The sequence below is a fragment of the Enterocloster alcoholdehydrogenati genome (assembly GCF_013282095.1).
In the GTDB taxonomy this organism is placed as follows: Bacteria; Bacillota; Clostridia; order Lachnospirales; family Lachnospiraceae; genus Enterocloster; species Enterocloster alcoholdehydrogenati.
Map to the genome: position 1 here is coordinate 1 of NZ_BLTJ01000023.1, position 19,726 is coordinate 19,726.

Here is a 19,726-nt window from a genome sequence, read left to right on the forward strand (position 1 = left end):
AGATAGCCCCATTTTTGGTATCGAATAAGTGTTGCCTGTACATGAAAGAACAACCGTGTGAGAAGTGGGCAAAGAAACATAGCAGCCGGCCATTTTTGGGACTGATGGCATCGGAAGGTGGCCAGAGGGAAGAAGCATTGGTTGAGCATGGATGCAACTATTTTGGCAAAACCACGATTCGATCAGCACCATTCGCGCCCTTTCTTCGCCGGGATCTGTTACAGTTGGCTCTTGATTTGAATGCACCAATACCGGAGATTTATGGAGAGATCGCCAGAAAACCGGATGGAACCTTATACACCACAGGTGCCCAGAGAACTGGATGCAGTATGTGCGGATTTGGAGTCCATATGGAGAAGAGGCCCCACAGGTTTGACCAGTTGCGTGTAAGAAATCCTAAGGAATGGGAGTTCTGGATGTACCGCTGCTGTACAGATCCGAAGACTGGCGAAAAGTTTGGTTGGGGCCGAGTGCTGGATTACATCGGGGTTGAATGGGAGAACATACCGGACGGTGTAGATTTACCTGGACAAATGGACTTTTTTACAGATGGGTTTATTTCAGAAAATTGAGATTTGATGGAGGTGTAAGATGAAAAAAGGGTTGACTCTGTGGCTGTTTTATCATGATGGACATACAGAAAGAAAATGGTTTAGCAGCTCCGCAAAAGCTATTTCGTGGTTGGAAAAGCACCCAGAAGTTAAAAACGTCAGTAAGGTATTAGATTAAGGTTTTGACGGAGGTAGACCATGAATAGATGGATACTGATTGATTATGATTTCAGAGACAAATTACCGAAGGAGGATTGTGAGATATGGATCACTAGGGTATGTTTCACAGGCGAAAGATGGGTGCAGAAGGTGGATTTCTATGCAGATATGAAGGATATTGAGTATGATGGGACAATTGCGTGGATGATTGTGGAGAATGACGTAATGCCAAAACCATGTAATGCCAGGCATACCATGGTGATTCAAGCTGTACGTTAATTAGGGTTTAGGAGGAGTGGAAATGAGTGATATCAAATTAAAGCCGTGCCCGTTTTGTGGTGGAGAATCGGTTGTACATGTTGAGGATGGCGTAAGAGTTATATGTAAAAAATGTGGGGTGATGACAAAATGTCTTGTAGACGGATATGCACAAGGACATCCGACAGGTGGTGCCATTGAATCTGTTGTAAAAGCATGGAACAAACGAGAAGGACAGGAGTGTAACTAAACTGACATATAGCCCAGGAGGAAACAATGTGGCAGAAGAAAAATCCATACCTGGAATACGCCATAGCCCTGCTGCGGGGCAAGAAAGAAGGGATACATAATGGGGATTGTAAAAACGGAGGCCCAGAGGAAGGCGAACCGGCTGCGGAGAGAGCGGGCAGTAGCAGCCAGTGACGCAGAGGCGATCCGGGGGCCTAAGCTGGATGAGTGGTCAGCCCGGATGCCGGCCTATGCGTATACGTCATTATGCCCGGATGAGAGATACAGGAGGTGATGCCGTTGGACAAGGAGATTTTGGAGCAGTACATAGATGCGTGTGAGCTGATCAAGGACACCAAGGAGGAGATCGGGAAGTTGCGCAAGCGCCGCAGGCAGATACAGAAGGATAGTGTCAAAGGGTCGGCGCAGGAGTTTCCCTACACGTTGCAGACCTACCATCTGGAGGGACTTGGGTATGCTACCGTTAAAGATCCGGATGAGTTGGATCGCATGGAGGAGTTGTTGGCGGAGCGGATCCGAAATGCGGAGAGAATCAAGCGCCAAGTGGAAGCATGGCTCAATACAGTTTCGCCCAGAATGCAGCGGATAATTAGGTACAGAGTATTTGACGATATGACCTGGGCGCAGGTGGCTGTGAAGATGGGGAGGAAGGCTACAGCGGATAGTGTAAGGATGGAATTTGAAAGATTTATCTTAGCGGCGTAAAGTTTGTTCGATTTGTTCACACTGTTCGTTTTTAAAATGTTATAGTGTACCATGAAGCCAAAGGCATACAGCCGACGGCTTACACTTAGCCCCAGTCGGTCGCCGGGTGTCACAGCCCGGTGACCGGATCGTCTGGCTCTGGTTCCGGCCCAAGGCTGGACGTCCCCTTTTTCCTTTGTGGGATAGCTCAGCGGAAGAGCGACGGCCTTATAAGCCGCAGGTCACTGGTTCGATTCCGGTTTCCACAATGGTGGGCATTCCTCCAGGGGAGGATGAGAGGCCCTGAGTCCGAAACGCCAGGTATCGGATAAAGTAAGACGGCTCAAAAGAGTGCAGTTTACCTGGTAATATGGATCCTTAGCTCAGCTGGCAGAGCGCGTGACTGTTAATCACGTTGTCCCAGGTTCGATTCCTGTAGGATCCGTTTGGATGGATAAACCATTTTGATAATTCTCCTTTGTATGAGTCCCTGCTTCGGCGGGGACTTTTCTTTCGTCAACATATTGTGGATGAAGTGTGGATAAGTACAAAATATAGATTGGAGGTGAGCCTGATGGCTAAATATGAATATTGGCTGACGCCGGAAGGCTTGCTGAAATTGGAAGCCTGGGCAAGAGATGGCTTAACTGATGAGCAGATTGCGAAAAATGTGGGGATCAGCCGGGAGACGCTTTACCAATGGAAAAATAAATATACTGACATTTCTGACGCCCTAAAAAAGGGCAAGGAGGTAGTTGACATCCAGGTGGAAAATGCCCTTCTGAAACGGGCGCTTGGATATTCATACACGGAAACAAAGGTTGAGAATGGCCCGGATGGAAAGAAGGTCACCAAAACGGTGAAAGAGGTTCTTCCAGATACGACAGCCCAGATTTTCTGGCTTAAAAATCGGAGAGGTAACAAATGGAAGGACAAGCAAGATGTTGAGCACAGCGGCCAGATAGGAGGGGTGACGATTATCAATGACATCCCAAAACCAGACACAAGTTAGGCTTACGGGTCTGATCGCCCCATCCTTTTATGGCCTCCACTGGGATATTGCAGAGCACCGGCATACGCACTATAAACTTTCTGGCGGTCGAGGATCCACAAAGTCATCCTTTATCAGCCTGGAGATCATATTGGGCATGATGCAGGATCCACAGGCAAACGCAATCGCTATGCGGAAGGTGGGGAGATTCCTGGACGAATCTGTATTCCAGCAGCTTATCTGGGCGATCAATGCCTTAGGGGCAAGCAATGATTGGAAAATCCGGTACTCTCCGCTGGGGCTTACCTACATTCCTTTTGGCAACAAAATCATCTTCCGGGGGGCGGATGATCCTCAGAAAATCAAATCCGTAAAACTGGCAAACGGGTATTTCAAATATATCTGGTTTGAGGAGCGGGCGGAGTTCGATGGCGAAGAGGAGGAACGTACCATACTTCAGTCCCTGATGCGCGGTGGTTCAGAATATTTTGTATTTTATTCCTGGAATCCGCCTAAGTCCATGAATAACTGGGTGAATCAGGATGTACTGCAGACGAGGGAGGACACGCTGACACATCACAGCGACTACCGCACAGTTCCTCCAGAGTGGCTGGGGGAACAGTTCCTGATTGAGGCAGAGGCTTTGAAAGAAACAAAGCCCAAAGCGTATGAACATGAATATCTGGGGATTGCTACAGGAACTGGCGGACAGGTATTTGAGAATGTCACAGTCCGAGCGATCACAGCAGAAGAGTTGGACCGGTTCGACCGCATTTACCACGGGCTGGATTTTGGTTTTGCGGCGGATCCGGCAGCTTACGAAAAGATGCATTTTGATAAGGCCAGAATGCGTCTTTTTCTATTTGGAGAAGTTTACGGGCCGAGGCTGGGAAATACGAAGCTTGCCGGGAAGATACGTAGCCTGAACCCGCTTAACCGGCTGGTGACAGCCGACAGCGAGGATCCTCGGGCAATAGACGCTCTAAATGAACTGGGACTGCGGGTAACAGGAGCAAAGAAAGGCCCTGGATCCGTCGACTTTGGGATGGAGTTTCTGTCCAATGAGATCAACGAGATCATCATTGATCCAAGGCGCTGCCCTAATGCCGCCAGGGAGTTTACCAGCTATGAACTTGACCGGGATAAGAACGGGAACTTTAAGAGTAGTTACCCCGACAGGGATAACCATACAATCGACGCGGTGCGCTATGCTCTGGAGGATGTAATGACAGCCAGAAAGGCAAAGATTAGGAATAAAAAGAAATATGGGTTTAATTAGGAGGTGGGGATATTGTATCACTTTACCATGCCTGCGGATAAATGGGATGAGAATCACCCAGATAAGCAGACTATTCTGACGCTGATCTGCAAACACAGGGGATTTGCTGAGAAACTGAGAAAGAATAAGGAATACTATGAGGGGATCCATAAGATTTTGGCGGAGGACCGGAGGAACCAGCTGGTGTGCAATCACGCAAAAGATATTGCGGATACAGCGAGCGCTTATTTTATCGGGAACCCGATTTCATATAAAGCAGACGGGGATATCAAAGGACTAACAGATCTTTTGGAGATAGCGGGGGCCGATGAAGTGGATGGTGATAACGGTCTGGATTTATCCATTTACGGCCTGGCTTATGAATACATTTACACCAAACAGGGGGAAACCACGCTGTCTGTCAGGAATCTTTGTGCTGAAAATACATTCATGGTCTACGACGATACCATTGAGGAGAATGAACTGTTTGCAGTCTACTACTATGCCAGAAGGGACGACACAGGCCAGACAGCAGAGGTATTTGTAGCCACGGTTTTCACAAAAAACTGGAAGTACATCTTGAATATTCTAAACACGGGAGGCCCCCAGGAGCTGATGGAAACCCCTCAGCCACATTATTTTAATGACGTACCTGTAATTGAGTACCGAAATAATAAGCTGGCAATAGGTGACTATGAACTCCAAATCCCACTGATTGATGCCTATAATGCACTGATGAGCGATCGCATTACAGACAAGGAACAGTTTATTGATGCGATCCTTGCGATATATGGAGCACTGCTGGGGGATGAGGATGCAACGGATGAGGATGGAAAGACGGCAGCACAGCGCCTGAAAGAGGACAAGCTTCTGGAGCTCCCAAAGGATTCTAAAGCGGAGTACATCACCCGTACGTTTGATGAATCAGGGGTGGAGATCCTTAAAAAAGCGATTGAGCAGGATATACACAAGTTCAGCCACGTCCCGTGTATGACTGACGAAAGCTTTGGGGGGAATGTTTCAGGAGTAGCCATGGAATTTAAACTTCTTGGGCTGGAGAACATCACAAAGATCAAGACCCGATATTATAAAAAGGGGCTCAGGAAACGTCTGAGGATCTTTGCAGGATGGCTCCATACGAGCCGGCAGATTGTCATTGACACAAGAGGGATTACGCCGACCTTTACCCGTGCGTTGCCCAAGAACCTGCTGGAGATCAGCCAGATCGTGGCAAATTTGTGGGGCAAGGTAAGCAAGAAAACGCTGCTTTCCCAGATTCCCTTTGTGGATGATGTGGACGAGGAACTTGCCGCCGTGGAAAAGGAGACAGAGGAAACTGTCAAACAGCAGCAGGCCATGTTCGGTCTGGGGAGCAATACGCCGCCACCGGAAGAAGAACCGGAGGATGTAGATGAGTAGCCTGAAATATTGGGAGAGGCGTCAGGCACAACGGATGTTTGAATATATGCAGTCAGCAGAGGATACAGCAGACGAGATATCAAAGCTGTATCAGAAGGCATCCGGGTATATATCCCATGAACTGGACCGTATTTTTGAGAGGTATAAGCGCAAGCATCATTTAACCGATGCGGAGGCATACAGGCTTTTGAATACATTGAGGGATAAAACTTCTCTTGATGAACTGAAGAAGGCGCTTAAGGCTCCGGGAAGAGGCCAGACAGCAGCAGACCTGTTGGCAGAGTTGGAGAGTCCAGCTTATCAGGCAAGGCTGGAACGCCTGCAGCAGCTTCAAAACCAGATCGACCTTGTTATGCGGGAGGTTTACAATCAGGAAAAGGCGAGGAACACCAGCCATTATGTGGATCTGGCCAATGAAGCATACTATAAGGGCATTTTTGATATCCAGCAGCGTACAGGACTGGGGTTTTCCTTCTCTCTCGTTGATCCAAAAGTGATTGACTCTGTAATCAACAGTAAATGGTCTGGGGCAAATTATTCAGACCGGATCTGGAATAATACTGTTTCTCTGGCTAGAAGTTTAAAGCAGGAGCTGCTTGTAAGTCTGATGACGGGAAGGACGAACCGGGAGACAGCCGATATCATTGCCAATAAATACGCTCAGGGAGCCAGCATGGCCCGCAGGCTGGTGCGGACGGAATCATGTAACCTGGTAAACCAGATGGAGATGCAGGCTTATGAAGAGTGTGGGATAGAAACGTATATCTATGTGGCGACGCTCGACCTCAGAACCTCAGCTGTCTGCCAGGGGCTGGATGGAAAGCGTTTTCCTGTAGCAGAACAGCAGCCGGGAAAAAACTGCCCCCCTATGCATCCGTGGTGCCGCTCCACAACTATATGCGATATTTCCGCCGAAGAACTGGCCCAAATGCAGCGCAGGGCCAGGGACCCTGTTACCGGGAAAAATGCACTGGTTCCAGCCAGCATGACTTATGAAGAGTGGTACCGTAAAAATGTGGAGGGAAGAGCTCAAGTTGAGTACAAGGAAATGGCAGTTAAAAATCACAGTGCAGACCGAAAACAGTATGAAAAATACAAAACGGCTTTGGGAGAAGATGTTCCAAAATCACTGGATTCTTTCCAGAAGATGAAGTATACTGATAAAAAGAAATGGAGTGCACTTAGGCATGAATACCGAATTGTTAATCAATACGATATGGTGTCAGGAAGTGTACCGCCCAAAAAGATTGTAGAACTACATGAAAAAAATCAGAGGTTTAGGAATGATTTTAGGGCGGGCATTGGAAAGAAGGGAAATGCTGCAACCCTTGAATTTAATGGGAGAACGTATTACTCCAACAGCAGTATACAAAGTACCACAAGCAGAGGATATTCAAAATATAAAGGCAATCCTGCCGATCTGATTTTGTTGAAATCCAAAGAGGAAAGGATTTTTAAAACATTTCCTGTGAAATCGGAATCTTCGCCTTATGGTTCTTGGGATCGATGTATAGACAGTGAAGCAAAACTGATGGAATTTTTACATGACAGTAATGATGAAAGAACAACAATGGCTTATTTACTCTCAGATTTTCCAATGTGTGACAGTTGCAAAAATGTATTAGAACAATTCAAGCAGCATGACAGCAATATTCATTTAAATGTAGTTGAAAGGAAAAGGCATGGAGGCAATTGAAGATATTAGAGACTATATTAACGATGCATTTGACGTATGGCCGGATCTGGAATGCGGACTGGATGGTTTGCTGGGATATGTAGGTGAGTATAATGAGTGTTTTAGTACAGGAAAAGAAAATGCGGATTGGGCAGAACATATTATTCTGTTTTCATATACAGCGCTGAAAAAAGGGTATGATTTGTCTTTAGAAATAAAAGAAGAGTGTCAAAGAGCAATGAAATATCTGAAGAAAGAAAATATATCAGTTCTTGAAAGTGAAAGTCGGTTTTTACAGAAAAAGGGAATTTAAAAATTGAATGGAAAGCAGTGTTAATACCACCAGTCAGTAATGGCCGGTGGTTTTTTGTACGCATTTTTAGGTTGTGCGACGTCGCAACAGGGAGGTGAGGCAATTGATTGAATGTATGATTCGGTGGTTCCGGCAGAGGCGCTGTCAGCACAGGTACCGTAAGCATTGGAGCTGGGAGGCTGGCGGGTATGTGCGGCGGTGCGCGAGGTGTGGAAAAATCGAATAAGTCATAGCAAGTCATAGAATTAGTCATAAGCACGCAGGCGGGGCCTGGGTGTTATTTTTATGCTCCGAAATGAGCCTAAACTATTGCAATGGCCTGGACTTAACTGGATGGGCTGGGGCAGGAAGGAGTAGAAAATGAATAAACACACAACGGAAAGAGAACAGATCCCTATGATGCTGCAGCTGTTTGCCGAGAAAGGGAACGCACCTGAGGTTGACAGTGGAAATGATCCTGATGAGAAAGGCACAGAAGGGGCCGGAGCAGGGACGCAGTCTTTTGATGATTTCCTCAAAGGGGATGGGAACCAGGCTGAGTTTGACCGCAGAGTGCAGAAGGCCATTGATACAGCGCTGACTAATGCGCGGGAGAAATGGCAGGCACTGACAGACGATAAGCTGTCAGAGGCCGAAAAGCTGGCTAAGATGACCAAGGAGGAAAAGGCGCAGTATATGCAGCAGAAAAAGGAGAAGGAGCTGGCTGACCGGGAGGCAGCTGTTACACGGTCGGAACTGATGGCGCAGGCAAAGAATACGCTGGCAGAAAAGATGCTCCCTGTGAGCCTTGCAGAGGTATTAAACTACACGGATGCAGATTCCTGCAGCCAGTCTATCTCAGCCGTGGAAAAGTCTTTCCAGGAAGCTGTACAGGCCGCTGTAGAGGAACGTTTGAAAGGTGGAAATCCGCCAAAGAAAGCACCCCAGAGTAGTGAACTGGAGGAACTGGAAAAACAGATCTATGAATCAATGAAAGGATGATGTGAATTATGGCAATTAACACACTTGCAACAGCTACTTTATTCCAGACTAATCTGGACAAAATCGCCATCCAGGATGCCACGACGGGGTGGATGGACGCGAATGCCGGACAGGTGATCTATAACGGCGGGGCTGAGGTGAAGATCCCTAAGATGTCCGTACAGGGAATGGGAGACTACGACCGGGACACAGGTTACGTTCAGGGCGGAGTAACGCTGGAATACGAAACCAGAAAAATGACCCAGGACCGTGGCCGTAAGTTCCAGTTAGACGCGATGGACGTGAACGAAAACAATTTTGTGACAACGGCTTCATCGGTTATGGGAATGTTCCAGAGGGAACAGGTGATCCCGGAGATTGACGCGTACCGTCTGTCGGCTCTGGCTACGCAGGCGATCAATTATCAGAACGGGGCCTTAGTCGAATATGGCTATACCGCAGCGGAAGGGACGGTACTGCGCAAGATCAAGGAAGGCATCAAGGCCGTCCGTGATCATGGATACAATGGCCCGCTTGTGATCCACGCAATTTCTGATGTGACAATGGAACTGGAGATTGCCCTTGCAGGGAAAATCTCTGCGGTTGATTTTGCAAAAGGCGGAATCAATACGAAGGTACCAGCGGTAGACGGAGTTCCGATTATTGAGACCCCGGCCAACCGTATGTACACCGCGATCAAGCTCAACGACGGCAAGACATCGCAGCAGGAAAAAGGCGGTTACGAAAAGGGGGATACGGCTAAGCAGATCAATTTTATGGTCATGCCCAGGACAACGCCTATTGCGATTACGAAGCAGGACAAAATGAAGATCTTTACACCGGATACAAACCAGGACGCGGATGCCTGGAAGATGAACTACCGTCGGTTCCATGATATCTGGGTATTAGACAACCGGTTAAACTCCATCTGGGTGAACATCAAGGAGGCAAAAGACTGATGCGGTACATAAAGGGGAACATCGAGCGGGAGGCCGTGACGCAGAGCCAGTGCGAACATCTGGAGGCCCAGGGATTCCGACCGCTTGAAGCGGCAGGAATTTTACAATCTTCTCAGGAGGCAGGACTGCAGGAAACGCAAGGGCAGCAGCTGGGGCAGCTGAACACCGCTCAGCTTAGGGCTATCGCAAAAGAACGTGGGATTGAAGGGGCCGGCAGTTTCACAAAAGCGGAACTGCTGACAGTTTTAAAGGACGTGTGCTAAATGGATGATCTGAGATGGATGTCAAAAATGACAGGGGAGAGAGATGATGAGCTGCTCTCCCTCCTTTTATCTGACGCACAGGAAACCGTATTAAGCTATACTGGCCGGGCGTCAATGATACCGGAACTTAAGAAACCGGTCAGGGATCTGGCACTGATTGCGTATAACCGTATGGGCACAGAGGGAGAGGCCGGCAGGAATGGCGGCGGGGAATCATACAGTTTCAACGACGCCCCCAGACAGATCTACGACGTGCTGGACCGGTACCGTCTGGCAAGGATAGGAGGCAGGAGATATGAGGCTAAAGAAAAGCAGGCTGGGAACGTACCATCACAGAGCAGCCATACCTAAAAAAGACGGTGAGGGCAGTTCTTATGTGGAGTATGGCCCGGCATCACCTTTCCAGGCTGAGGAGTGGCCTGCCGGCGGAAAGCTGCAGGCTGAAATGTACGGCCAGCGGCTGCCGAATATCCGAAATCTGAGGATACAGGGGAGTTATAAGGAAATACCCGGAAACGGAACTGTGAGTTACGCAGTGGAAGATGGCCCGGTCATTGCGGCCAATGATGGGATATGTCTGAATGTGGGCGCTGATATGGAGCCGAATTATCGAATCGTTGCCGTGTACCCATATCGATTCCTTACATTGGAGGTGGAAAAGATCTGATATGCCAAAAGGAATACAGGGATTAGACGCACTGATGAGGAAATACGGTGAGCTCGCAGGCCATGTGGCTGCGGAGGCAATGCCCAGAGCGGTAGGCGCAGCAGCAAAACTAGTCCGGGCTGAGGCGGCGCTGAGGTGCCCTGTGCATGACGGGGAACTGCGCAGCAGTATACGCACAATGGTTTCACAGGATGCAGATGGTGCGACCGGAACCATATATACAAACAAAGCATATGCCGGATATGTGGAATTTGGAACAGGCCCCAAAGGCGAAGCGAACCACGCGGGAATTTCACCGGAAGTTACACCAGTGTATACGCAGTCTCCCTGGTGGATACACGAAAGCATGATCGACAGGGAAATTGCAGAAACCTACCATTGGTTTTTCATTGATACCCCTGAAGGCAGATTTTACCAGTGCACAGGCCAGCCAGCCCAGCCGTTCTTATACCCTGCTTTAAAAAACAATGAGGAGCGCGTAACCCGAAATATAAGCAATTACATTTCAAGAGAGATAAAGAAGGTGATTACATGATAAACGTAAAAGATCAGGTATATAACGCACTTTTAACGGTAACGGACAACGTAACTGATTACTATCCAAGGGACTGGGCGGAAGATCTCACGATCCAGTACATGGAAGAGGATAACAGAGTAGTTGAATATACAGACATGAAGGAACAGAAGGCATATGTCAGGTATCGTATCGATGTTTTCCACCGCAGGAGTACCTCGGGGGCTGCTGTGGCAGTGGACGCCGTAATCGCTGCCCTTGGCCTTAAGCGTATCAGCTGCCAGGATATAGATGACCCCAGCGGTATGAAACATAAACAGATACGGTATGAAATGGTGATCGATGTGGAAACAGGGCAGGTTTATCACAGTATGTAAAGGAGTGGAAGAATGTTAGCGAATGGATCAAAGCTTGGATACAGAAAACATAGTGGTTCAGACGAGGGGAATTATACCGATCTTCCGGGACTGAAGGAGATTCCAGAGATGGGTATTGAGCCGGAAAAGGTAGAAAACACCTGCCTCACCGACAAAAATATGCAGTACGAAAATGGCATTGGTGATGCTGGAGACATTACATACAAATTTAAGTATGACAATTCAAAAGCAGACAGCCCGTACCGGATCATGCGCAAGGCCCAGGAATCAGGAGAGGTGATGGACTTTCAGGAGACCCTGATCGACGGTACAAAAACGGAGTTTTCCGGCCAGGTATCCGTTAAAAGAACCGGGGGAGGCGTAAACGGTGTAATTGAGTTCAACCTGGCAATCTCGCTGCAGAGCGATATTAAAGTAATAGACCCTAGTGAATAAGGAGGAAACAAGATATGGCTATTTATGGATTCGATGATGAAATGGAACAGGAGCAGGCACAGGCAACAGAAAGGAAAGCTGCCGTTGAGGTGATACCTAAGAGGCAGCCGTTTGCGTTCTGGCAGGTGGGGAGCACCACATACAGGCTGAAATTAACAACCGCCCAAGTGTGCAGGTTAGAAGATAAATACCGTACGAACCTTTTGACACTTTTAACCGGAGCAAACGGGATCCCTCCATTAAGCGTCATGCTTACTGTGGTACTGGCGGCGGCCACGCCATGGAACCATGGTGTCAAGTTCACCTCCATTCAGGAAGCCTTTGACCGGTACACAGAAGATGGGGGTACGCAGCTTACGCTGTTTACGGATGTGGTCATGCAGATCCTGACGGTAAGCGGTTTTTTTACGGAGGATCAGGCGGAGAATATGAGCCAGAAACTGAACGAGGTCAGGGAAGTCCTGTAACCTGTTCTGAACTGGTATGGGCACTGTACCCGGAAGCCCTGGACTGTGGGATTTATCCCGGAGTTTTCTGGGAGTGTTCCGTTGGTGAGATACGGGATCTTTTGAAATCTCATGAAAGAACCAGGAGGCGGGAGGCGAAGCAGCAGATTCAGTTTAACCATGAATTGGCCGGGCTGATTGGCTGCTATATGCAGAGGCTATTTAAAAGCGATATCGTGATCCCGCAGCTATGGGACAACTATCCAGAACTGTTTAAGGAAGAACGCCTGCGGTATGAACAGGAACATCAGGTAGAAATGCTGGAGCGTACACGGATTTCACGCCGGGAATACGCAGAACATATAAATGCTCTGCGCAGGCAGAGAGCAAAGGAGGTGAGGGAGTGAATGGACGGTGGCGGAACTACGCTTGAAAAATTAAAGGTTATTATTGAAGCCTACACGAAACCTTATCAGGAAGAGATGGAGAAGGTTCAAAAACAGACAGGACGCGTCATGTCAGCCGTGGAACAGCAGACCGCACGGATCTCAAGATCCTGGAAACGTGTGGGGGCAGCGATTACATCTGTTATCAGTGTTGCGGCCATTGTGGCTTTTGGGAAATCGTGTCTGGAACTGGGCAGCAACCTCCAAGAAGTCCAGAACGTTGTAGATGTTACCTTTGGCTCCATGTCCGGCAGGGTGGATGAGTTCGCCAAAAATGCGGCAAACGCGTTCGGTCTGTCGGAGACGATGGCAAAAAAGTACATGGGAACGTATGGGGCTATGGCCAAGTCCTTTGGGATCGTGGGACAGGCTGGCTATGATATGTCAGCAGCCATTACAGGACTTACAGGAGACGTGGCGTCCTTTTATAACCTGTCACAGGATGAAGCTTATACAAAGTTGAAATCCATCTTTACAGGAGAAACGGAATCTCTTAAGGATTTGGGCGTAGTCATGACCCAGACAGCCCTGGATCAGTATGCGCTGAATGAGGGATTTGGAAAAACCACCGCAAAAATGACCGAACAGGAAAAGGTTATGCTGCGGTATCAGTTTGTTATGTCACGACTGTCAGATGCATCAGGTGACTTTGCACGCACCAGTAATTCATGGGCTAATCAAGTCCGTATCCTTCAGTTGCGTTTTGAAAGTCTGAAAGCGACGATCGGCCAGGGGTTGATCAACGCCTTTACGCCGGTGATCACAGTGATCAATACAGTTCTTGCGAAACTGGAAACATTGGCAGACTACTTCCGGTCATTTACAGCTGCAATCTTTGGGGATGCCTCTGGCGGAGGCGGCGCGGCATCAGGGACAGCGGATTCCATGGAGGATGCAGCAGGATCATCAGGCACGTTGGCAGACAATATGGCCAATGCCGCCGGATCGGCAAAGAAGATGAAACGCGATCTGGCGGCATTTGATGAGTTGAATAACCGGAGTTCTGACACTGGGAGTGGAAGCGGAGGCAGCGGCGGGGGTGGTTCTCTTGGAGGGCTCGATCTGGGAATGGAGAATGTCCAAAAACAGGCAGATCTGATCTCAGATAAGATTATTGAGGCATTTAAAGCAGGGGACTATTATTCGGTTGGAGCTTATATCGGAGCAAAGATTACAGAGGCGCTCCGAGGCATTAACTGGGATGAGGCCTATGCATCTGCCAGAGGGTTTGGAACAGGATTTGCCCAGTTCCTAAACGGACTGATATCTCCAGAATTGTTTTACGAAACAGGACATACAATTGCTGGCGCTCTCAATACTGCGCTCTACACAGCGCTCTCTTTTGGAAAAGAGTTTGACTGGTCTAATTTGGGAGTGTCACTTGCTGCCGGAATCAATGGTTTTTTCAGCACATTTGATTTTTCGGCTTTAGGGGAATCTGCTTCTGTATTTGCGATTGGCGTGCTGGAAATGATATCTGCAGCCTTAGGGACTACAGACTGGTTTTTGATTGGGTGTAAAATAGGCGAATTTCTGGCAGCGATTGACTGGAAAACAGCGCTGGCAGAGATAGGGAGAATTATTATTGAGGCAATCAATGCAGGAATAGAACTGTATGCCGGATTAGCGAACACTGCACCGATTGAAACAGCACTGATAACAGCCATATTGGGATTTAAGTTTGTAGGAATTGGCGAGGGAATAGTAAAGAAAATAGGTGATTCCATAGTAAAAAACAAAATTTCATTGTCAGGATTACAGCTATTGCTTGATGGTGCAATTACCTTTTCTGTTGGGCTTCCCGCACTTCAAGTAATTGGAAATGAGATAATTGATGGAATAGATACGTTCATTCGTGAAAACTTTGGAGAGAGCGTGCTGAATGCGCTGGGGGAAGGTCTGCTGATTGCGGAGGGAGCTGGAATAGGAGCCGTCCTTGGCGGACCTGTGGGAGCGCTGATCGGTGCGGTAATCGCTCTCATAATTGATACGATTCAAGGGGGTGAGTGGGCCACAAAAGTCTGGAAAGGAATCTGCGACACGCTTTTCAACTGGAGTTTTACATCGTCTCTTTTAGAGAGAGCGAATGAATTTTTTGACAAGGCCTTTCATGCAGATAATTTCCTTGAATTTGGCGCCAACATCATAGCCGGTCTTGTCACTGGCATGGCTTCGGCTATTTCTTTTTTAAGCGAACCTATCGTAGATCTGTTTAACTGGATTATAGATGGTATCTGTTCTATTTTCGGGATCGCATCTCCAGCAAAAAATATGGAGATATATGGACAGTATATTCTTGAAGGAATCATTGAAGGATTTAAAGCAACCTTTTCTGAGTGGACAGAATCGCTGAATGAGTGGTACAGCCAACATATATCGCCATGGTTTACAATACAGAAATGGAGTGAGTTATACGAGTCAATTAAAAGCAGCTTAAAAACGAAATGGCAGGAGACTGTTGGACAATGGGATACTGATGTAAAGACTTGGTGGGACAGTCACGTAACAAAATGGTTTAAAATGGATACTTGGAAACAGGTATCGTCAGGTATTAAAGAAGGTCTTGAATCATCCTTTTCCGCTGCTATTGATGGCGTAAAAGGATTATGGAATAAATTCGCTAACTGGCTGAATGAAAAACTGACTTTTACTATAGATCCTGTCACAATCATGGGTCAGACAGTGTACGAGGGAGGAGAAATAAATCTGGGTAAAATCCCGACTTTTGCCACGGGTGGATTTCCAGAAACCGGTCAACTCTTCATCGCCAACGAGGCAGGGCCTGAGATGGTAGGCAGGATGAATGGGCGCTCGGCTGTAGCAAACAGCGATCAGATCACGGATGGTATCGCAAGCGCAGTGTATATGGCCAACCGCGAACAGAATCAGCTCTTGCGTGAACAGAATCAACTTTTGAGGGCTATACTGGCAAAACCAGGTGTCAATAAAGATGATGTTGTAGAACTCTGGAAAGCGGGAGCGGCTGACTATCGGAGCCAGACAGGGAGACAGCTGGGGTTAATATAGAAAATAAACATGGAGGGTACTTTTTTAGGCCCTCCTTAAATTAAGGAGGCGAAATGTATGTCAGCATATAAGGGGTGGCTGCTTAAGTTTGAGGGGCGCATATTCCCTATGAAATACATTGCTCATGGTTCCTACGGATCGACTCCCGACCAACAGCAGGATGAAGATTCTTACCGGGATGGTTACGGAAAACTGCATCGGAATGTGTTGCCGCACAAAGCAACAAAGATTGAATGGACTACCCCGTCGTTGCACCTGAAAGACAAGATCGATATGCAGTCATATTTTCCGAACCGTACTGCTATGGAAGTAGAATATTGGAACGATGAGAGGAATGATTATGTTGTGGGGACATTTTACGTACCAGATATCAAGTTTCCGTATTATCATGTCTCAGATTCTGATATCTGGTACAGCCCAATTGAAATAAAGCTGATCGAGTATTAGGAGGAAAAGTATGCTTGATGTGCCAGAGTATGTAAAGCAGCGGTGCAGGGGAAACGGGGATCCAGAGGAATGTATACGTCATCTTGATATGGCCTTTTTTGCATCAGGCATTGATACGCTGTATCCGTCCAATGACCTGTACCCTGAAAATGACCTTTATCCATCTGAGGCAGGTGTTCCATGGCTGGAGATCAATTTGGAAAAGGTAAGCATGGGATCCCTAACATTGACAGAAAAACTATGTTCCGCGGATGATATCATCCTGGGCAGCTGTGAAGCGGCTAAAATAGAAATTATAGTGGCAGATATAGAAGAAGACCTGACAGGCAAGGAATTTGCTCTTACCCTGTCTATAGGGGATTACAAGATGGCGTTTGGGATGTATACGATTGCCAGTATGCCCCGTCAGGCAGACCGGCGGAAACGAAAGATTACGGCTTACGATCGTATGCTTCGCTTTGATATGGATGTGGCTGATTGGTATAATGCCCTATATTCTTCTGACGGATCCGCCCACACCCTAAAAGAACTGCGAGACAGCCTGTGCCAGTATTGCAATGTACCGCAGCAGGAAACGGCTCTTGCCAATGACAATCTGACCATCGGTAAGACAATCAGCCCGCAGACACTGAATGGCCGGGATGTGCTGCGGGCGATCTGTGAGATCAACGGCGTATTCGGCCATATTGACCGCACGGGGCAGCTGGTGTACATGAAACTTCAGGAATCAGGCCTGTACCCGTCAGAAACCCTTTACCCCAGCGAGGATCTGTATCCCCACTCAGCATGGGGGGATGTGGCGGAAGAGTTGGAATATTATAAGACAATCACTTACGAGGACTATATGACTGAGGGGATCGACCGGGTACAGATCCGGCAGGAGGAAGGGGATATCGGGGCTACTGTCGGATGGGGGACAAATACGTATGTGATCGAAGGGAATTTTCTTACATACGGGCTTGCAAGTGCGGAGCTTACCAGGCTGGCCCAATCCGTGGTGGATATGATTGGGGGCCGGGGATACCGTCCAGCAAAGATCGAAACCTATGCCATGCCATGGGTGGAGGTAGGCGACGGCATCCGGGCGGTTACCACCCGGGACGAAATCACCACATATGTCCTGAGCCGGACTATCAAAGGCATACAGGCCATGATGGATACGGTGGAATCCAAAGGCAGACAGACACGCGGAGAGTTATCCGGCGGTATTCAGAGCGAGATTATACAGCTGAAAGGAAAGACGGCTACAATCATCAAGTCCGTGGATGAAGTGTCCGTAAAACTCTCAGATGTGGAGAAAAATACTGCTGCCTCCATCAAAGTGGTGTCTGACCAGATCACGGCAGAGGTCAAGAGAGCCACCGGGCAGGAGGTGGAGCTGGCAGCCTCCATTAAAGTGATGGCCGGACAGATCGAGCAGAAGGTGAGTGCAGGGGATCTGGTGGCAAAGATCAATCTGGAGGCAAATAAGGACGGTTCCGTCATCACGATGGAGGCCGGCCATTTTGTTTTTAAGGGGAAGAATTTTTACGTAAACGCAGATGGCTCCGGCGGGGCTGCAAACGGGAATTTTACCTGGGATACAGCCGGAAATATTACGGTAACCAAAGCAACAATCAACGGTACCACCAATACCAGTTCGTTTGGCGCCAGCGTAGTCAATGCGGATCATCTGGAAGCCGGACGGATCGTGTGTAATGGGAACTCCCAGTTTTCGGGCCGGATAACCGCAATGAATATTGACTGCAATAAGATCACTTGCGTATCGGTCTATTCATCCATGGCCGGGGAAACCTGGTCAGACCAGCGATTGAAAGAAGGTATCCGCAAAATAGATCCTCGCCAGGCAGTAAGGTTTCTGACGGATATATCCAGTGTATCCTATCGCTTAAAGGCGAACGGGGAACCGGCGCTGGGGTTCCTGGCACAGGATGTCAGGGAAAAGCTGCGGCGCATGGGGCTGGATTACCCGCTGGTCGGGGAACATAACGGCTATCTGACCCTGCGGTATCAGGACTTTGTGCCGCTGTTGGTAGCTGCGGTACAGGAGCTGATAAAAAAGAGAGGAGAGCATAAATGAGCGAAAAGAAAAGCAGGATGGTGGTTCACAGCGAACAGGACATGAAGATAGTGTGGGACTTTATCAACTCCCTCCAGGTAAACGGGATCGCTGCAGCACGCCAGGTAGCCAGTGTGGGAACCATTCTGGAATCCGGGAAACCGCTGGAAGAGTATATGGAACGGAAGGAGGCAGGTACAGATGGATAAATTCTATACCCCGAAAACATGGAAGAATAAGCCGAGCACAGAGAGCCCGATCAATGAATACTGGCTTAACCACATGGAATCTGGCATTAACGAAAGTGATAACCGGATCGTCCGGCTGGACGCTGAAAAGCTGAGCCGGGAAGAGGCACAGAAATTTGTAAAGTCAGTGACACTGGACAAGGCCACCGGCGTTTTGACAGTGACGCTGGCAGATGGCACACAGACCAGTGTAGATCTGGACATTGAGAAGGTAGTGACCAACTTTGACCTGGATGAGGAAAACAACCTGGTACTGACCCTGGCAGACGGGACGAAAAAGAAGGTTCCCCTTTCAAAGTTTATTGATACGTACACTTTTAAAAGTTCCCCAACCGTGTCATTTTCTGCAAATGGTAAGGAGATTACGGCGGTGATCCCGGATGGGGCGGTTACGTTAGATAAGCTGGAAACATCGATCATCACTACGATCCGGCAGTATACCCTTGACGCCCAGACAGCGAAAGGGCAGGCTGAACAGGCTGCGCAGACAGCTGGTGGATGGGCTATCGGTGGCCTGGATGGCTTTGAGAATAGCAATTCCAAATATTTTGCAAGCCAGTCCAAGAGGTACGCCATCGGCGGCGTGGAGGAAGGAGATACATCCGACAATGCAAAATACTACTGCGAGGAGGCCAGGAAAGCGGCGGAAACCGCGAGCGGGGCAGCTGGATTTGACGGAACGGCGGCAACCGTATCAGCAATAGATACTCAGGATCTTACAGGGGTTGGGAAAGGCAAAAAATCCACAGTGCAGGCGCTGCTTGATAAAATCGCCCAGAAACTGGTCGAAAAAGTGGTGACATCGGATACCTTCCAGACAGTCCTGGGAAAGTACCTGGTGAACAATGGGCTGACAACAGAGGCAGGGAAGTTCGGGCTTGATGCTGCTTTTGGAAAGAATCTCCAGGATCAGATCACTCAACAAAATAGCAATATGTCTGGGGCTATTTTTTATAAAAATCAACTTCCTCCTAACAATAACGCCGACGATGCTGATGTAAATGGGATTTATATCATTGATCATCAGACCAATATGGGAACAGCTGGAATAGAAAGCGGATACGGAATTTTGTTTTGCTTTGGCCAAGGAATGGGGCCAGGAGATAACTCATCCTGGCGTTGGCAACGTGTATTTCGGTCAGGTTCATTTTCTGGTGGAATACGAACAAAGGTCAACGAATCGCCCTGGACTGACTGGACAGAAAAATCATAAATTATACACTGGATGATGTGCCTAGTGTGGTCCAGCCGGACCATGTCCCGAGGCGCTTGTATCGAGTGAACAGATTAGGATCACCAACTGCCATTGCAAGCTGGCACA

General features: G+C 48.2%; 25 protein-coding genes, 2 tRNA genes and 1 pseudogene. All 28 read left to right on the forward strand.

The genetic code is table 11. From position 1 onward, the window contains the following. Window positions 1–572, forward strand: a pseudogene (locus HW447_RS17210) (hypothetical protein); the annotation flags it as partial. 19 nt (window positions 573–591) lie between these two features. Further along, on the forward strand, window positions 592–729 hold the full coding sequence (locus tag HW447_RS17215; protein ID WP_176256266.1) for a hypothetical protein: 138 nt from the start codon (window positions 592–594) through the stop codon (window positions 727–729). Window positions 730–749: 20 nt separating this feature from the next. Continuing rightward, the gene (locus tag HW447_RS17220; protein ID WP_176256267.1) at window positions 750–989 is read left to right on the forward strand and encodes a hypothetical protein; all 240 of its coding nucleotides are present in this window, start codon (window positions 750–752) and stop codon (window positions 987–989) included. 22 nt (window positions 990–1,011) lie between these two features. Continuing rightward, window positions 1,012–1,218, forward strand: a complete 207-nt coding sequence (locus HW447_RS17225; protein ID WP_176256268.1) for a Lar family restriction alleviation protein — start codon at window positions 1,012–1,014, stop codon at window positions 1,216–1,218. Between the two features lie 99 nt (window positions 1,219–1,317). Beyond that, the gene (locus HW447_RS17230; protein ID WP_176256269.1) at window positions 1,318–1,491 is read left to right on the forward strand and encodes a hypothetical protein; all 174 of its coding nucleotides are present in this window, start codon (window positions 1,318–1,320) and stop codon (window positions 1,489–1,491) included. Then, the gene (locus HW447_RS17235) at window positions 1,491–1,922 is read left to right on the forward strand and encodes an RNA polymerase subunit sigma-70 (RefSeq protein ID WP_308464105.1); all 432 of its coding nucleotides are present in this window, start codon (window positions 1,491–1,493) and stop codon (window positions 1,920–1,922) included. The genes HW447_RS17230 and HW447_RS17235 overlap by 1 nt, the downstream gene beginning before the upstream one ends. 176 nt (window positions 1,923–2,098) lie before the next feature. Next, a tRNA-Ile gene (locus HW447_RS17240) sits at window positions 2,099–2,170 on the forward strand. A gap of 103 nt (window positions 2,171–2,273) precedes the next feature. After that, window positions 2,274–2,346 (forward strand) — tRNA-Asn (locus HW447_RS17245). Between the two features lie 129 nt (window positions 2,347–2,475). Beyond that, entirely contained in the window at window positions 2,476–2,913 is a 438-nt protein-coding gene (locus tag HW447_RS17250) for a transposase (RefSeq protein ID WP_176256270.1), read from the forward strand. Then, window positions 2,885–4,171 (forward strand): PBSX family phage terminase large subunit, encoded by a 1,287-nt coding sequence (locus HW447_RS17255; RefSeq protein WP_176256271.1) that lies wholly within the window; start codon window positions 2,885–2,887, stop codon window positions 4,169–4,171. Before HW447_RS17250 ends, HW447_RS17255 begins: the two co-directional genes overlap by 29 nt. Window positions 4,172–4,174: 3 nt before the next feature. Continuing rightward, entirely contained in the window at window positions 4,175–5,569 is a 1,395-nt protein-coding gene (locus tag HW447_RS17260; RefSeq protein ID WP_243176337.1) for a phage portal protein, read from the forward strand. Further along, window positions 5,562–7,265 carry a minor capsid protein gene (locus HW447_RS17265; protein WP_176256272.1) on the forward strand — a complete coding sequence of 568 codons (1,704 nt, stop codon included), beginning with the start codon at window positions 5,562–5,564 and terminating at the stop codon, window positions 7,263–7,265. Before HW447_RS17260 ends, HW447_RS17265 begins: the two co-directional genes overlap by 8 nt. Then, a complete protein-coding gene (locus HW447_RS17270; protein ID WP_176256273.1) occupies window positions 7,252–7,557 on the forward strand; it encodes a hypothetical protein in 306 nt (101 codons plus the stop codon). Before HW447_RS17265 ends, HW447_RS17270 begins: the two co-directional genes overlap by 14 nt. Before the next feature lie 360 nt (window positions 7,558–7,917). Further along, a complete protein-coding gene (locus HW447_RS17275) occupies window positions 7,918–8,538 on the forward strand; it encodes a DUF4355 domain-containing protein (protein WP_176256274.1) in 621 nt (206 codons plus the stop codon). Between the two features lie 8 nt (window positions 8,539–8,546). Then, complete coding sequence (locus HW447_RS17280; protein ID WP_176256275.1) at window positions 8,547–9,476, forward strand: hypothetical protein; 930 nt, start codon at window positions 8,547–8,549, stop codon at window positions 9,474–9,476. Next, a complete protein-coding gene (locus tag HW447_RS17285) occupies window positions 9,476–9,739 on the forward strand; it encodes a Rho termination factor N-terminal domain-containing protein (protein WP_176256276.1) in 264 nt (87 codons plus the stop codon). Before HW447_RS17280 ends, HW447_RS17285 begins: the two co-directional genes overlap by 1 nt. Then, window positions 9,740–10,090 (forward strand): phage head-tail connector protein, encoded by a 351-nt coding sequence (locus HW447_RS17290; RefSeq protein ID WP_176256277.1) that lies wholly within the window; start codon window positions 9,740–9,742, stop codon window positions 10,088–10,090. After that, entirely contained in the window at window positions 10,035–10,406 is a 372-nt protein-coding gene (locus HW447_RS17295) for a hypothetical protein (protein WP_176256278.1), read from the forward strand. The genes HW447_RS17290 and HW447_RS17295 overlap by 56 nt, the downstream gene beginning before the upstream one ends. Window position 10,407: 1 nt before the next feature. Beyond that, the gene (locus HW447_RS17300; protein WP_176256279.1) at window positions 10,408–10,941 is read left to right on the forward strand and encodes an HK97-gp10 family putative phage morphogenesis protein; all 534 of its coding nucleotides are present in this window, start codon (window positions 10,408–10,410) and stop codon (window positions 10,939–10,941) included. Further along, window positions 10,938–11,297 (forward strand): hypothetical protein, encoded by a 360-nt coding sequence (locus HW447_RS17305; protein WP_176256280.1) that lies wholly within the window; start codon window positions 10,938–10,940, stop codon window positions 11,295–11,297. Before HW447_RS17300 ends, HW447_RS17305 begins: the two co-directional genes overlap by 4 nt. 12 nt (window positions 11,298–11,309) lie before the next feature. Further along, window positions 11,310–11,732: a phage tail tube protein gene (locus tag HW447_RS17310; protein WP_176256281.1), complete on the forward strand. Its 423-nt coding sequence runs from the start codon at window positions 11,310–11,312 to the stop codon at window positions 11,730–11,732. Between the two features lie 14 nt (window positions 11,733–11,746). Continuing rightward, a complete protein-coding gene (locus HW447_RS17315) occupies window positions 11,747–12,199 on the forward strand; it encodes a DUF6096 family protein (RefSeq protein WP_176256282.1) in 453 nt (150 codons plus the stop codon). A gap of 101 nt (window positions 12,200–12,300) precedes the next feature. Further along, on the forward strand, window positions 12,301–12,585 hold the full coding sequence (locus HW447_RS17320) for a hypothetical protein (RefSeq protein ID WP_243176338.1): 285 nt from the start codon (window positions 12,301–12,303) through the stop codon (window positions 12,583–12,585). 75 nt (window positions 12,586–12,660) lie between these two features. Further along, window positions 12,661–15,651: a hypothetical protein gene (locus tag HW447_RS17325; RefSeq protein ID WP_408609683.1), complete on the forward strand. Its 2,991-nt coding sequence runs from the start codon at window positions 12,661–12,663 to the stop codon at window positions 15,649–15,651. Between the two features lie 57 nt (window positions 15,652–15,708). Next, on the forward strand, window positions 15,709–16,098 hold the full coding sequence (locus tag HW447_RS17330) for a DUF6711 family protein (RefSeq protein ID WP_176256284.1): 390 nt from the start codon (window positions 15,709–15,711) through the stop codon (window positions 16,096–16,098). A gap of 10 nt (window positions 16,099–16,108) precedes the next feature. Next, window positions 16,109–18,178: a tail fiber domain-containing protein gene (locus tag HW447_RS17335; RefSeq protein WP_176256285.1), complete on the forward strand. Its 2,070-nt coding sequence runs from the start codon at window positions 16,109–16,111 to the stop codon at window positions 18,176–18,178. Then, window positions 18,175–18,366, forward strand: coding sequence for a hypothetical protein (locus HW447_RS17340; RefSeq protein WP_176256265.1), 192 nt, complete (start codon window positions 18,175–18,177; stop codon window positions 18,364–18,366). Before HW447_RS17335 ends, HW447_RS17340 begins: the two co-directional genes overlap by 4 nt. After that, window positions 18,359–19,618, forward strand: coding sequence for a hypothetical protein (locus tag HW447_RS17345; protein WP_176256286.1), 1,260 nt, complete (start codon window positions 18,359–18,361; stop codon window positions 19,616–19,618). The genes HW447_RS17340 and HW447_RS17345 overlap by 8 nt, the downstream gene beginning before the upstream one ends. Window positions 19,619–19,726 lie beyond the last annotated feature (108 nt).